This window comes from Aminobacter sp. 01T433 (assembly GCF_056398585.1).
In genome coordinates, this window is the sequence record NZ_JBFTPR010000015.1 from 125,223 (window position 1) to 139,920 (window position 14,698).

Consider the following 14,698-nt stretch of genomic DNA (forward strand, 5'->3'; position numbering starts at 1 on the left):
GGCTTACTTTCGCCCCCACGTGGACCTAATAAGATCCTCGATTTCAGTGTTCACTGCGGTCAGTGACTCCAGAGCGCGATCATAAGTGCCCCTGGTAAACTGGTTCCGATCGACTTCGTAAAGCGTTTGTTTGGTCAGACCTGCATCTGACACTGCTGTGGATTTCAGCATTGTATTCTCAAGCACTCGGTTCCCGAAGATTGACCTCATAAAGCCCGCCATTTGAGTTTGGGGGCCATCGTTCGGCTCATATCGGGTGACAAGGTAACGCATCCAGTCGTAATCCATGGAGCCCCCAGCGTCCTCCACCACCTGAAGGAGGTCACCGGTCATGTGCAGGAATTGGCTCATGGACATTACGTCGAGCATCTGCGGATGCACGGTAATCAATACTGCTGTCGCCGCGCACAATGCTGAGAGCGTCAAGAATCCCAACTGCGGCGGGCAGTCGATGACCACGATATCGTACGCACTCTCGATCTCTGCGAGGCACTCTCCAATGCGTGCGAAAAACATGGGTTCAGAAGACTTACGACCTGCCAAAGCCTTTGGCGTTTCATGCTCAAATTCCATCAGCTCCAGATTTCCTGGGATGATGTGAAGATTTGGCGTGTATGTCGCGCGTACAATCTCAGTGATGTCTCTACGCGCGTCGTCGTAGCGGATCGCCCCATAGATCGTTTCGTATTCTCCAACATCGAGTTCAGGCTGATGCCCGAACAGAGCAGAGAGTGATGCCTGTGGGTCCAGATCAATGGCTAGAACTCGAAACCCGCGGAGAGCGAGATATTGAGCAAGGTGCGCGGAGGTGGTCGTCTTGCCACTGCCGCCCTTGAAATTCATAACCGAGACGACCTGAAGCTTTTCTCCATCACGACGATGGCGGACATACTTCCGAGGGCCCTTCCCTCCTTCGTCCAACAGCCGCCGCAACTCCTCAATGTCCTGAACCGAGTACATGCGTCGGCCGTTTGGCGATGGCTCAGGTCCATGGCCCTCAGCAACAATTTGGCGTAGGTACCCCTGGTGAATTCCTATCAATTCAGCAGCCTCTGCGGGCGTGAAATGCCGAATGGTCTTTTGGGCTGTAGGTGGGAACGTACGCTGCTGGTGAGCCTGAAGCTGGCGTGACAGCTCGTCTGCGTCTGACGATATCAGTGAGCGAAGACTCTCGCCCTTCTTGCTGTTAGCCTTGTCCAACATCAATGCCCCGCTAGTCCGATCCGCGCTTATTTATCTTAGAACTCCAGAAATGCGCTGATGGACTTAAACCCGATTCTAAACTGCGTGGCAAAGAGTTTTTAGTTACCAAAAGGTTAACGCGCTTACGGCTCAAGGAGCCCTGAAACCGGTTGCACATGTACAACTGGTATTCTCGGTAACTATTCGAGACCCGCTTAGAACGGCGGTGACAGACCTTGCTTGTCTGACAGCACTACGACACCTGGCCACTGTCATTGGCCGAAGGTAACGCTGAACAATTCACTCTCGACCACGCTCGCAGGACAGGTGCGCATATCGAGCCCCAATTTCTTGTTGTTGGACTCATTTCCTTCCTTGGCCGACCTTCGCAGCCACAATCTATCGGCCGTGGACTCGTCCCAAGCGTAAATGTCGTAAACTCCGCTCTGACCCACCCTAAGTTCGATATGAGCCCGCGGCCCCTTTGTCTTGGGCATCAAACTAAGCCGATGTAGCGCCTCGCCGTCCTCCGTCAAGAGCACGAGGTACCGTGCAGTCGACGTGGCGGATTGGTAAACTCGCTCAGTTATTTCGGACACTTCATCGTTTACTACAACCCAGATGTCTTTATTTTCCCCAAGCCACTTCCTTAGTTCGTCAACGACAGTTTGCACGTCAGCTTGCTCGATTCCCGCGGCCAGAAGGTCACGATGCCCGCCGTGCTCTTCGATATCGACTACCGACACTTTTAGGCTGTTCGAGCCAACGGAAAACTCGAAAACGTCAGCGTAGCTTTCCTTGTCAAACACAACGCGGATATCGCGGACTGGTGAAATCTTGCTCATTCAGTATCAATTGCCTTTAGATAACTCTGCGGACTAGGTCCTGCCCCGAATCCGAGTTGTACATGTGCAACTCAAATACTCACTTAGCGGCCTTGCGCCAATCCCAGGGCGTCACGTTCGATCCCGCCCAGACACCAAGCGCTTTAGCCTTGGCTTCCGACTGAGCAGCCCGATACGGCTTCATTTTCCGATACGACCAAGCGAAGCCGTTCCTGACCAGGTGATCGTTCGCCTCGATCTTGCCAGCGCCACACACAGCCAGGATGCGCCCATAGAGATCATGCCTAACGGTGCCTCGACCAGTGCGCTCGAACTCGCACCAGACATCACCGCGGTCGAATAGACGGGCGAGGGCGGCAGTAGCAACCTTCCCGCAATCGTATCTGGCATGGCGTCCGTCGATGCAGCTTTGGCCATATTCAGGCGCATCGATGCCGTACAACCTGATGTTCGGTAGCCCATCGACGGCGATGGTGTCGGCATCAACGATACGGACGGCCGCGCCCGATGGGAGATCGGACGCCATGGCATCGCTGGTTGGCACTGTCAGTGCAGCGGCAATGAGGATGAGAATGGCTTTTGACTTCAAGATTTCTTCACTTCGCAATTTTCCATGGCATTCCGGAAGGGTAGGGGGCATCAATCATCCAAAGGGTGATCGGCCCCAGGGGCCTAATCTGTTGGCCTGATAGAGCGCCTCGCATTCACGGGGGTCTTCAACGCTATATCCCGCCAATAGGCCTCCTTCATAAAAGGACGAGCTACGGTTGCGATTCTGAAATGCTTGTCGCCATCTGCTCGATTGACCACGTCCGATGCCCAACGCAAGGCCGCAAGCATCAGGACTTCCATAACGTTGTCTGGCGGCGAGGCAGTCCATCCCGCCACCGACCAGTGCCTAGTTGCGTCGACAGTCCGGCCAGTCGCTCTGGCCATGTCCGCATTGCTGATAGCCAGCAGCCGCGTCAACTTCCGATAGAGCTCCCGCTTGCGTTCGACATCGTAACCCTCCGCGGCCTTCACCAGGTCAGCGTAGCGATTCCAAGCGGCATCCATGATCGCCTGGCGGTTGTCAGCCAGGTTGCCACTGAGCACGTAATGAATGTGACCGAGACGGGGTACTTCATATTCCCCGTCAGCAAGCCGCCTTTTTCGGCCATTGATCGAAATCAGGACCTGGTCTGGATCTACGCCCGAGCTCTCGGCAACCAGAATCCGGCCATCGATTTCGTTAGCGACACCAACATCGAACTCACCCCGAGAAAGGGGATTGGCAATTTCAACAACGGCACATTCGCCAATGATTTCCCAAGCGAAAGCAACAGCATCTCTCTCTAGCTTCTCCAGGACGTCCTCAGACGGAGCCTTGGCGGCCAGCAGCTGACCGCTGAAACCCGTGTTCTTGCCCGACGTGGCGGCTACCTTGATGTACTTCTGGAGGCGCTCGAAGTGACCCACTGGATCGCCTCCCTGCTTTTCCGCAACCAAACGGGCGGCTTCCTCGGGATTGTTGACGATGAATTCGTGAGCAGCCTCTGGCTCCATCTGGAGCGCGTCGGCGTATTCGAGCGTGGCCGTACCTTTCAAAAAGGACTTAATCGTTTCCACGCCCTTACCTGACCGCTCGGCAAGCTCCGTTGGACCCCAACCTGTGGCGTCCTTGAGGTACGCCAGCCGCCTCTTTCTCTCCATCCGTTCGAAATTCTCATCAGCCATCGGGATGCCCCCTTATTATTGTTTTGTTTCCCTATAATTACACATATAGGGTTCTATTGTCAATGAAGACCATCGAAATTTCCTGAGATTACTGGTACTTACGCTCAAGTATAAAATTGAGGTGAGGACAGGGGAGGGACTACAGTCGGTCAATTGTGCCGTCTTTTCGCGCCAAGCCGACCAAGGCGAGATCCTCATCTACCCACCGCTCACAGGTTGCCTGCAGCCAATTTCCGAGCAGCCAACAGCCCACCCCGTATGCTGCTAGGGCAGGGGGGACGAATGCCCAGCCCAGGTACTGAGCAGCGAAACCGATGACCAGGAGGCCCCAAAGAATGGCGAGGCCCCAGAGTTGTCTGTTGATCGCCATCACGAATTGCCTTGCTTGCGTCATCGCAACTGCCCTCCTGCCCAATTCCCCTCTTGAATTCGCTCAGGGCGGGTGATGCCCCCTCTGGCTTTTATCGTTGCACCCGCCCCAATTCCTGCTCAATGTGTGACCGCGTAAAGACGCCCCATCGGGCCGTCGTGATCGAAGCTCTTGTCTCGACCGCACAGTGTGCCGTGAGCCCACCCACCGTTGTACGTACGCCCACACTCACGCACAGCCTGGCTGTAAGCGTCAGCAGTGGCCTCGTCGTAGAAAAAAGCGATGCCAAAGCAGATCCGCTCATCACGCAAGTCGGGGGTGAAACTTTTCAGTTTGGTGAACTTGTCGTCGGTCTTCGCAGTAGCTTTCATGTTTTACTCCTGATGTGATCGCTTGAACTCGATCGGGCTGGTAACTCCCGATCTTGCGTATATGCTAGAACCCTTTTTGTGTAATGTCAAACGCAAAAGCAAAACACACAATGCTACCAAAGGGATGCACCACAACGGCTTTCATAGCCCGTGCAAAACGGATCACCGGAGTTGACGATATATATGCAACAGGCTCGATGCGTCTGGAACCTTCACAACAGAGCAACAGACGTGCTCAATCCTTCAGGTTGATAACAGCGTCAGTGACGATTTCTATGAATGCGATCGCAACGACGAACGCAACAAACACCGTCACCGGAGGAAGTTGAACACCGAGAACTTCAACAACGACCCATAAGAATCCGAAAGTGACCACTAGAACCGTTGCAGCAAATATAACGAAGACAACCATCATCGCTAATACCGATGCAATGTCACTGATAACTGAGCGAACTGTATGTGTTGCCATATCTGTCTCCTTGCTAATTCCCAATTGTCGGCCCGCTATATGAATTGAACTACCCTGATAATTCAGGAGATCCGACTCGGCTCGAAATCTTCGGAGACAAAGTCAAAGCGGGTCCCACTTTGGAAGCCGAAAACGAATGCCACGCGGGTCAGGAATTGGCTGTGTGTGAGATGGCCGAAGCCACCGTTCGAGGGCGTCAGGCTCTCATGCAGTCCCAAGCGGAAACTGGATCCAACGCTGACCTTCCCTTCCCAAAACTCGCCATCAGATAGTCGAGAAGCAGTGAGCCTTCCGAGCAATCGACTTCCATGACTTGAAGGGTCGTGCACTAGGATTGGAATGTCGTATTCAAGCGTTTTCATGTGGATTCTCCTGACTTAAGTCCGTCCGCTCCACCGAGAGCAAATTTTCGATTGGCGTTTCTGCATATCCGATCCAGGCATGGCCCGTAGTTGTATATTCTCGTCGCCTGGTGCAGTTTTCAGGTCGAGCGCTGCCCCTTCTTTTTGTTGTCGTTGCGCCCGCCCTGATTTCTTGTGCCTCAGTCTTTGAGACGAACTCCCCATTCCCACGTCGACGCTTCCCGTCCGACGCGGATCGAATACCAGCGGTCTTCCTCCGCGAAGACAATCTCGTGCTGATCCTTGGTGTGCTTGATCGTTGGGGTGAGGGCGAATACGACACCCTTCGCGTTTTGCATGAACTTGAACGCCCGAACTTCATGCGTGCCGCCAACAACCACTGTCTTGGCATCAATCACCTCGGCCTTTGACGGCTTTTTCGCCGGAACCATCAGCACGTCGCCCTGGCGAATCCCTGATGTTAACTGCTTGTCATCGACATCCCACATCCAGCGCTGGGCCGCGCGAACAGCAGCGGCGGGACTAGATTCATCGTTCCGGATGCCAGCATGAACCGCATGGCCAGAAATCGGATGTCGGAAGAATTTGTTGGTGGTCTCGTTCCGACCGACCAGGACGTAGTCTTTGCGGACGTTCATGTACCCATTGCGGTAGCGACGGGAAGCGTGACGGATCTGGATGACGGCAACGCCCTGCTCAGAGTCGTAGCCGTATAGATCGACATTCAAGCTGTCGCCTCGCATCTTCTTGTCGAAATCGACAAAGGTCTCGGGCAGGACGCCCTTGAACTGCCCGATTATGTTTGATGCGCTCAGGATCGAACCATCGGGCTGCTGAACCTTTAAGATCTCGTTCCAACTGCCGCGGTCTGCGGATCCATGGATCGGGAGGACAGGTACTGTAGCCGTAGCGAATTCCGAGTTTTTAGAAATTGCGTTCATGTCATTCTCCAATTTGTCGTTTGAACAGGGATCGGAGTGGTAAATTCCGATCCTGATTGCAATTTAGCACCCTTTTTGTGTAATGTCAATAGACTGGCGTTTGTGCATTCCGTTGACGACACTAGAAAAACTGACGCATTCAAGAACTGGGTTCTAATCAATGGCGAATAATTATTGGCTCTTTACGAAAAAAGAGCCTTCCGATGGTTCTCGATCCAGTACTTTGCAGTCGTGCCGCGCATTAGAGCACCGTCGTTCGGGTTCTTGACCGCGTACGCAGACCGGATGGAAATCGCATAAGCAATCTGCTTGGATGTGCCAGACAGCTTGGGTAAGCCACCATCAGGCTGGCCATCCGATTCAATCTCGGCCGCCTTCTGAGCATTGATTTCGACAAAGGCTTCACGCGCGGCACGCAACCTGCCAGCTTCCGCCGTGTCGCGTTCAATTCGAGCTGCTTCAGCGAGAACACATTGGGCCTTTGCGGCCTCGGCCTTTTCATACCCAAGCGGCCAAATTCGCCGTTGCTCTGCCTCGAAGGCTTCCCGAGAGAGCTTCTCAACAGTGCCACCATATGTCGACAGGTAATAAGTGCTCATGTCGCGAGACGAACAAGCAATACCCTCCAAACGATAGAGATGCTCCCGTTCAAGCTGCCAAATGCACGAGCCGCTTCTCTTTGAGCCCGTGCGAGCATCCTCTTCCCAGCGATGTATGCTAAATACGTTGTATTCAACGCATGTAGATACATGACCTGGTCCAGCGATACCTCGCCAGTGACATCTCCAGCAAATTTGAGGTTGTCGTATACCCTTCCTCTTCCAAGCGTGAACAATAGGTTTGGCGTATTTGTCATAATCATCTCCAAAAATGGTAGGGGTCAGACCCGAACTTGAAATTAGCCCAGTATCCTTTTTGTGTAATATCGATAGATTGGCGTTTTTGTATCTTGTTGCTACAAGAGATACGGCGGACCAGTGGGTTCAGGCTGCCATCACGAATTGGCTGTCGAGCGCGAACCGTGAATTCTCGAGCGTCATCAGAAACCTGTCCAGTGCGCTGGCAAGGCCCATGGCTTCCCGTGCTGCAGGGTGATGGCTATCGCCACCCTCAAACTCGAATTCGGCGTGAGCCGCATGTACTCGGCCGTATGCATCGAACGCTCGATCATACAGAACGCCTTCGCGCTCAAATCCAGTAGCATTTCTGCTGGCCGACTGGATGGACGCCATGTCGGCCTCGACTATCGCGATCGTGGTTCTCAGTTTCGTGTACATATTGGCTCTCCTCCGTTGGTTACCGCGACCCCTCCTTTGAAGGGGTTTCGACCTCACCAGGGTCTCATCAGGCGGCTTCAGTGAAATACGCGGAAGGTTTCCAGACCCTCGACCTCGTCGAAGAGATCGCCATCGACGCTGCCGCGGCCGATCAGATCTTCGATGTCCAGATCGCACTCGCGAGATCTGCAGTCAGCCTCACCGATCCAGTCGCAGCCAAATGCTTGTAGATCGGCTATCGAGATGTTGCGCTTCACGGGGCTGGTGTTCGAAATCCTAGCCATTTTGGTAAGTCCTCAGGTCCGTCGGCCCCATGCCCGACCTTGTAATAATAACATAGAACCCTATTTGTGTAATGTCAAGCGATTCAGTAGAACCCATAATGTTTACAAAGGCATACGGAATAAGGGCTTCCAAAGAAGCTCCAAAAAATACTTCAAAGGAAATGCAAATAAATTCTAGGCAATCCTCGATCGTCGTCCGTGAGATAAAGAAAAACCCCTCACAGCGGCTGCTGAAAGGGGTCCTAGTCAGTCGATATTGAGATGGATCGATTGCGTAGAAGGCTGCCATCTTCGGCCTTCGGCCTATCTGTTGGCTTCACTGTGGTCTCCCGCACGCTTGATTGCGCGGTCGAGGAATAGCAGCTCGTTTTCTGGCAGGGCTGCCAGTGCTCTTAGGCCTAGACACATAGATCGTGTCCCAAGAGGTGGTGTAGCTCGGCTTCGGTGGTCACCGGCGCTTTCAGGCAGAGTCTGGTTGTCGACACCAACCCCGTTTCGACCACCGATGACCGACGACATGATGAACCTACGCACGCTTGTGGAGAAGACCCCTGACGCAGATCTCCTGCGCGAGATGATCGGCTTTGCCGCCGAGCGACTGATGGAGATGGAGGTGGGGGCGGTCACCGGCTATGGCGAGAAGTCGCCGCTGCCGTAATCCGGCCCGCGATGATATTCGGCACCGGTGGGCACGCGGATGACGTGCCACTGCAGTGCGATAGCCCAGACGGACAGGACGATGGCAGCTCAGCTCATGATGAGGTTTCTCATTCCAATTTCCCTTGGTTGATGAACTTGGCAACTGTCCGCCTGATTTCGGCGTCAACGTTGCCGCTTTCGTCAAACCCAACGTCGACATCGGGCCGCTTGGCGAGGTGGCTGAGGTTGGCACCTACCCACTCGCTGAAGGCAGCGGTTTGCATCATGCCAGGGTGGCGCACGACCATGCTCCGCATGAGCGTGAATTGCCGCTCGAACGGCTCAGTGATGATCTGATTGAGCAGATCCTCGGCGCGTGTGGCGTCGGTGCGTTGGTCGAGCGCGTCGGCGAGCTGGTCGAGGATGGTGCTGTACATCGTGCGATGGCGGACGTTGCCGGGTTTGAGCTTGTCAACACGCTCGGCGAGTAGGTCGCGCAGCATGGCGACCTCGTGGCGATGCAACTTGAGAGTGATCGGGGCCCTGATCATTTGAAGGTTCTCCGGTTCGTTATCAGGCGGAAACAGTGAAAGGATTCCGACCCCAGTCTCCGAAAATCCCTACTGTCAAGCCCCCCTCACTCAGGACTGAACTTCAAATCGCGGCGCGAGTTCATCCGCCTCAGTGTTTAAACCCAACCGCCGACCGTCCGGCGAAACGGGGTCCACTCCACCAAGCGGCGATCCGTGTCCGTTCAAGCCAAGCTGCGGACATGATATACGATCCAGAGACCGCCCGGTTGCCTCGCAAAGTGCCATTGCCAACAAATTGGGCCCGTTTACCACCGTCAAAGATTTCGACCGGTTCAGGCCGCAGGAACGGCATCTTGCCCACCCCATGTCATCTATGATCTGGTAAACTGGGTCAAAGGCGGATCAGTTGCAAATTATGTCTATGAACCCAGCACAATTGCCTTGACCGAAGTCGGGGGTAGCCAGCGACTGTCACGCGACAGCGCTGTCGTTGCTTCCTCGATCACAAGGCCGATAGCGGGAGTAGGTGTCGTGGACGCCAACGACGAATTGAGACGATGGGCCAAGGCCACAAAGGTCCGACTAGAAGAAGAGCTGCGAATGGAGTTGCGCAACGATCTCAAATCGCAACTCGAGGCAGAATTGCGTCAAAGATTGACAGCAGAATTGACACCATCAATTAGATCTGAACTGCTTATAACTCTTCCAGCGGAAATCGAGAGTGAAATACGAGAGGCGCTCACTCAGGAAACGATCGACCGACTCCGAGAAAACGAGTTTGAGAGAATTGAATTCGATGCCGAAGAGAGACTGAGAGAGGAAATTTTGAGCGATCTGACTTATGAACGATTTGATGAGATCGAAGCTGAGCTCGTCCAAAAAATAAAAGATGACCTTACAAGTGAGGAATACGCCGAACTTTATCGGCAGGCGTATGAGAAATTCGAAGAACGCTTCGACCAACACCTCGAACCTATCATTTATGAGGAGATGAGGCACGATGTCATAGAGGCATCGTTAAGTATAGAACAGGACATACGTCGCAAAATGGAGGAAGAGCTGCGTGACGAACTCCGCGATGAGATCAAAGGGGAGCTGAGAGACGAACTTCGAGAGAACCTCTTGAGTCAACTGAAAAGAGAGCTTCGGCCTTCTTCCATTGATGAGGACGCCGAAGATCCTGTTCTCGCTGCAGACGCTACCTCGTGATCGATGCCCTCGATGTGCTTGTCAGGCTACCAACGATAAGTTAGGTGCCCCTTCAGAAGCTTCTTGAGATCGATTTGATCGTTGATGGATACTGGTTCCATCATGTCGTTTCGCCCCAGTTCAGCTTGCAAGGGTCAATATCGATATCGAAAAACCCTTTTCCTCTTCAATTTCCTCTTTCACAGCCGAAGGCTGGTCCTATTTGGATTTCCCGGTCAAAGCGGAAAATAAAGGCCCCAGTAGCTGGAGGGAGGGGAACCGCTACTGAGGCCTTCTCTACCGAAATCACGCGATAACGTGACCAGGGTGTCCTGTTGGCAAGATGCCAAGTTCTTTATGTCGTAGGGGTCTGCAAGCAACAAACCTGAGTAGAATTCTGTGCGCGCAATCCGCCGGCGGCAAACGGTTTCGTCGTCGGGGTCAAAGAATGATCTGGATGCCCCTCACTGCGAGCCAAGGTGACCCCGCCCACCACCAGGAGACCAACAACGGGCAGGCCAAGGATGGCAACGCCCCGCACCACGGCCGTCAATATCGGACCGTAGTGGCGTCTGCTTTTCATGCTGCCCTCGCAAACGACGGGCGAGGGGCGGGTGCGTAATCCATCTCTGTCTCATTGACTTCTCGAACACCGAAAATCGGTTCATTGCTCGAGAGATGATGGAAGACCTCCCAGGGCTCAGACGACTTCAGGTGCTCGCACTCGCGATCGCTCAACGCATGTAGCCAGCGCACTCTGCCCGGCACAAAGCGATCGGCATTCTCGTCGACGATATCGTTGCGTGCATCCTGGTCGAGTGACGCCCATCCACGGACGAACTCGGCCACGCGCTGGCGATCATGGAAATCAGCAAAGGTCTCCTTCAGCATCGCCTTCCACTGTTGTTTTGTCAGGCCCTCGTGATCGAGACGGAGAGGGTCCACCCAGCGGCCGTAGGAATTTCTGACGGCAAAAGGGGCGTCCTCCAGAGTCTGGACAACTTGCCTCCGCATTTCCTCTTCACGGGCCCTCAGGATCCGCTCACGGACGATATCAAGCATGGTCTGGCTGGCTTTCATCGTCCGAGCCCTCCCGCTGATGCCAAGGCTGGCATTGGCTGTCCCATAGGCATTTGATTGCCCCCATGGTAAGTGGGCTCACCGCCGAAGGGGAATCTCAGCGCTGTATTACTGCCCCATTTCCTTCTGTAGAGATCCTCGTCCCGTGCCCATTTCGGCAGTGAGGCATATGCCAGGTACCCAAGTGCAGCGCGGTGCCCGGTGGTCATTGTCTGGTCGGCAATAGCGAGAGTTGCGTCACTGCTGCCACGGCAATGAACCGTGAAATCCTCATACGACTTGAATGTCGGGACGCTGTATCGCAGCGATCCACGGCTTTCAGCCCCCCGATGTGGAAAGCCCAAAAAGAAGGCAAAGTTCACGGAACGAGGGCGGAGCACGAAATCCTTTTCAGGGCCGTGGTTGATTCGCATTCGAACTATGACCCCATCGATGCAGTCCTTTGGCGTCAGCTCGATCCTGAAATTGGAACCCCTCTTCGCATTTTCTGGGATTGGGATTACTCGTCTGTTTGTGCTCATTTTCATTGCTCCCCTCGACTTCAGCACTCTCCAGGTGCGCTCCATCAGATTCTTCCTGTCGGCCATGCAAGGAACAAGTGGGCAATTTAGGAACCAATAGAAAAGCGGCCCGGAGGCCGCTGCTAACATCGGGATGGTGTCCTGCTCTAGTCGCGATCAACCCAGTCAGGCTGAGAATTTTGTTTCTGAAGATTGGTCACATTGCTGAGCTTCCAACTTGTCGATTAACCTGAGGTCGCCGCGCAGAAAGCCGTGCGAGACATCCAGCCTCATATCGTTGACACGAACTTTGAACTTTTTCTCGAGGAGCTCGCGAGATTTGGCCCAATCTGGCACAAGGCCGTAGGCGTACGCGATGATGCGATCATGGTCGGCTGGGTCGTTGGAAATCTGGTTCATTGCATCCCAGATCGCGTCGTTTGTCCGAAGTGCATTCCCAAGCTCCGCTTGCGACATGTACAGATAAGCATCGCCCTCCAATCGTCCCGTCTCGTCCGCGATCGCCAGCGGCTCCAGTGCGTCGACGAGCATTCGTTTGAGACTGCCTGGTATTCGAAACGCCTCGGTGCCGTCCGGATTTTGCCAGATCGCATCGGCGTTCGGGTATTGTCGTAGTTCAGTGTAGTTGCCCATAATCCCTCCGTGTCATTATTCGGAGTTGATCGTGCGGGATCGGCTTGCAAGGCACAAATTTCAGAAGAATTCGGATGCCAGGCGGTCGTCACGGATTGCCTTGAAAGAAGGATGACCGCCTACATCGATGTGATCAAGCGGGTCATCCGCGTTTATGAACCCGCCGATGAACCAGAGAAAGCGTTATCCAATAGGTCCCGACGCCAATCCGGCGTGCGACTTCCCTAACCGTTGGCGACGTTGAAGTAGTCGGCGGTGTTGCCGGATGCCGCGGCAGCTCAAGCGGAACAGCGAGATCATGCCTCCGCGCGATGTTCGTATGATGTCCAAATAATGTACCATCTATGCCGCAACAACTCTGGATTCACAGGAAATACAACAGCTAAGCTGGTCAAACATTGAGATAGCGGTGGTATTACTACTCTGGTTTTTCGGTCACAAAAAATGAGACCGAGGCGTGAACCTCGGTCTCATACAGGTAACTTCGATTGGCTTTAGAACTTGATCGAAAGACCCAATTTGAAGCCGTGTTCCTGAGCCTTGGAGGCGATCTGTCCCTGATAAGACAGACCAAGCTTTGCCTTCGGCGACAGGTTGAAGTCGACACCCGCCTCAATGACAGCGGCGTTTTTGGCAATTGGTGCTCCACCGACGCTAAAGATGTCGCCTGAGCTGAACGCCTGACGTGCTACGGAGTCAACGTCGCCAGAAGAATGCTTCCAGCCTACAGTCCCGCTGGCAGTCGCTTTCATCTTGCCAATCTTGAAGTCCTTCGAAGCACGCAGGCCAAGCGTCGTGGAAGTGGTATCCATGTTCTGGCTGGTGCTTGTCAGCGCGGCAACACCACCGCGTTCGCTATATCCATTCGTGTGGTGGCTCACATGGGCCACGTTGACGAACGGCTCGAGCGCGACCTTGGGGGTATCAATGCGATAGCCGAGTTCACCAAAGATCTGGAATGTGCCAGCCTTGTAATCGGCCTGCAGACCTTCATTGAAGGAACCAAATGCCACGGACCTGTTCGTCGTGATGTCGTTCCAGGTATAGGCGAGACCTGTGCGGAAACCGAGCTGGCCCCACTTCGTGCCGCCATAGACACCAAGATGGATGTTGTCGCTATCGCCTGATGAGAGGCGATCATCAACGTCAAAGGACGAACGGCTGTAGCCAGCCAACGCACCGACCCGCCAGTCGCCAACCTGAGTGTCGGCACCGAAGAGCAAGCCGCCAACTGAGCGATCGAGCTTCGCTGCGTTGTCGTTGTCATCAATATGGCCCCAAGAGCCAAAACCCTGCGTCCAGAAGCCAAAGCGATCAGTGTCGGCCGCTACGACTTCAACCTTGTCTCCGTCATAGGCAAGCACTGGGAACGAAGGTGCGGCCACGCTATTCAACGCAGCGCGCAGACGATCATTCATTGCATTGCGAATGTGCTGGCTGTCTTCAACCAACGCAGTCTTGGCAGACGCATGAATCTCACCAGACAGCTGACCGAAGGCCAAGCGGGCGATGTCCGCATCTGTGGTCAGCGAGATGGCATTCCACACTGGATTGTTGTTTGGAAGGCTCTCGATCGCATTGGCAGTCGCGATCTGATTGCGGGTACGTCCAAGGCTGGCGAACTCAATTTCATTACGTGCCAGCGTCAGAGATACGTCATTTCCGTCACCATCAGTGTAACTGACTGTTGGGTTGAGGAAGATGAGATTGTTGGTGATCGAGGCAAACTGACCGGTAACTGCGCCCGCGCTTTGCTTGTCGATGAGAATGTATGGGCCATTGATCAGGCTCCAGCTCGACGATGTCGACGGCGAAAGCAAGAGTTCAAGAGTGGCGTTGGTGATATCAACATCGCCCGTGACAATCAGCTTGTCCGTCTCCGCGGGCGTTCCCTCAATCTGCAGGATGCCGTGGTTCGCGTAATTGCCTGAGATCGTCTGGGTACCAATCGAATTGCCTGGGGCATGGATGCCACCAACCAAAATGTTGGTGTTGCCTACGGTGCCTGTGCCCTTGAGGGTTGCTCCACTGTAGATTGAGGTCAAAACCGAGGAGGTGGAGTTTCCATTCACGACAAGGGAGCCAGACATGACATCTGTGTTGCCGACATACGTATTGGCTCCGGTCAGGAAGAGACTACCGCTGCCGACCTGCCTGATTGAACCGGACCCAGTGACTGGCCCCTTAAACGTCACATCATTGGAACGGTTGTAGATCAGTTCACCATTGTTGGTAATCGTCCCAACGAAATTGGTTCCACCGATCCATCCAGTTGCGCCGCCATCAC

General features: G+C 54.2%; 16 protein-coding genes and 1 pseudogene. 2 read left to right on the top strand and 15 right to left on the bottom strand.

Going from position 1 to position 14,698, the window contains the following annotated elements; all coding sequences use genetic code 11:
- Window positions 1-3 precede the first annotated feature (3 nt).
- The 11 genes from repA to AC1DLV_RS23230 form a co-directional block, all read right to left on the bottom strand.
- Window positions 4-1,203, bottom strand: a complete 1,200-nt coding sequence (repA, locus tag AC1DLV_RS23180; protein ID WP_476802378.1) for a plasmid partitioning protein RepA — start codon at window positions 1,201-1,203, stop codon at window positions 4-6.
- 251 nt (window positions 1,204-1,454) lie between these two features.
- Window positions 1,455-2,027 carry a hypothetical protein gene (locus AC1DLV_RS23185; RefSeq protein WP_476802379.1) on the bottom strand — a complete coding sequence of 191 codons (573 nt, stop codon included), beginning with the start codon at window positions 2,025-2,027 and terminating at the stop codon, window positions 1,455-1,457.
- 79 nt (window positions 2,028-2,106) lie between these two features.
- Entirely contained in the window at window positions 2,107-2,616 is a 510-nt protein-coding gene (locus AC1DLV_RS23190) for a thermonuclease family protein (RefSeq protein ID WP_476802380.1), read from the bottom strand.
- An 83-nt stretch (window positions 2,617-2,699) separates the two neighbouring features.
- A complete protein-coding gene (locus AC1DLV_RS23195) occupies window positions 2,700-3,743 on the bottom strand; it encodes a hypothetical protein (RefSeq protein WP_476802381.1) in 1,044 nt (347 codons plus the stop codon).
- Window positions 3,744-4,232: 489 nt separating this feature from the next.
- Complete coding sequence (locus AC1DLV_RS23200; protein ID WP_476802382.1) at window positions 4,233-4,484, bottom strand: hypothetical protein; 252 nt, start codon at window positions 4,482-4,484, stop codon at window positions 4,233-4,235.
- Between the two features lie 235 nt (window positions 4,485-4,719).
- A complete protein-coding gene (locus AC1DLV_RS23205; protein WP_476836256.1) occupies window positions 4,720-4,953 on the bottom strand; it encodes a hypothetical protein in 234 nt (77 codons plus the stop codon).
- A 62-nt stretch (window positions 4,954-5,015) separates the two neighbouring features.
- Complete coding sequence (locus tag AC1DLV_RS23210) at window positions 5,016-5,315, bottom strand: hypothetical protein (RefSeq protein ID WP_476802384.1); 300 nt, start codon at window positions 5,313-5,315, stop codon at window positions 5,016-5,018.
- Window positions 5,316-5,494: 179 nt separating this feature from the next.
- On the bottom strand, window positions 5,495-6,256 hold the full coding sequence (locus AC1DLV_RS23215; protein WP_476802385.1) for a hypothetical protein: 762 nt from the start codon (window positions 6,254-6,256) through the stop codon (window positions 5,495-5,497).
- 182 nt (window positions 6,257-6,438) lie between these two features.
- Complete coding sequence (locus AC1DLV_RS23220) at window positions 6,439-6,855, bottom strand: hypothetical protein (protein ID WP_476802386.1); 417 nt, start codon at window positions 6,853-6,855, stop codon at window positions 6,439-6,441.
- Between the two features lie 384 nt (window positions 6,856-7,239).
- Window positions 7,240-7,533: a hypothetical protein gene (locus tag AC1DLV_RS23225; RefSeq protein ID WP_476802387.1), complete on the bottom strand. Its 294-nt coding sequence runs from the start codon at window positions 7,531-7,533 to the stop codon at window positions 7,240-7,242.
- A 77-nt stretch (window positions 7,534-7,610) separates the two neighbouring features.
- Entirely contained in the window at window positions 7,611-7,817 is a 207-nt protein-coding gene (locus AC1DLV_RS23230; protein ID WP_476802388.1) for a hypothetical protein, read from the bottom strand.
- Between the two features lie 505 nt (window positions 7,818-8,322).
- Here AC1DLV_RS23230 and AC1DLV_RS23235 point away from each other — a divergent pair.
- Window positions 8,323-8,463: pseudogene (locus AC1DLV_RS23235) on the top strand (IS256 family transposase); the annotation flags it as partial.
- Window positions 8,464-8,584: 121 nt separating this feature from the next.
- On the opposite strand, the gene AC1DLV_RS23240 reads toward AC1DLV_RS23235, so the two are convergent.
- Window positions 8,585-9,007, bottom strand: coding sequence for a hypothetical protein (locus AC1DLV_RS23240; RefSeq protein WP_476802389.1), 423 nt, complete (start codon window positions 9,005-9,007; stop codon window positions 8,585-8,587).
- A 513-nt stretch (window positions 9,008-9,520) separates the two neighbouring features.
- Here AC1DLV_RS23240 and AC1DLV_RS23245 point away from each other — a divergent pair.
- Entirely contained in the window at window positions 9,521-10,198 is a 678-nt protein-coding gene (locus AC1DLV_RS23245; RefSeq protein ID WP_476802390.1) for a hypothetical protein, read from the top strand.
- A gap of 558 nt (window positions 10,199-10,756) precedes the next feature.
- Here the strand turns inward: AC1DLV_RS23245 and AC1DLV_RS23250 are convergent.
- The 3 genes from AC1DLV_RS23250 to AC1DLV_RS23260 form a co-directional block, all read right to left on the bottom strand.
- On the bottom strand, window positions 10,757-11,257 hold the full coding sequence (locus AC1DLV_RS23250; protein ID WP_476802391.1) for a hypothetical protein: 501 nt from the start codon (window positions 11,255-11,257) through the stop codon (window positions 10,757-10,759).
- A 686-nt stretch (window positions 11,258-11,943) separates the two neighbouring features.
- Window positions 11,944-12,411, bottom strand: coding sequence for a hypothetical protein (locus AC1DLV_RS23255; RefSeq protein ID WP_476802392.1), 468 nt, complete (start codon window positions 12,409-12,411; stop codon window positions 11,944-11,946).
- Between the two features lie 494 nt (window positions 12,412-12,905).
- Window positions 12,906-14,698, bottom strand: a 1,793-nt coding sequence (locus AC1DLV_RS23260) for an autotransporter family protein (protein ID WP_476836257.1), incomplete at its 5' end; no start/stop codon positions are given.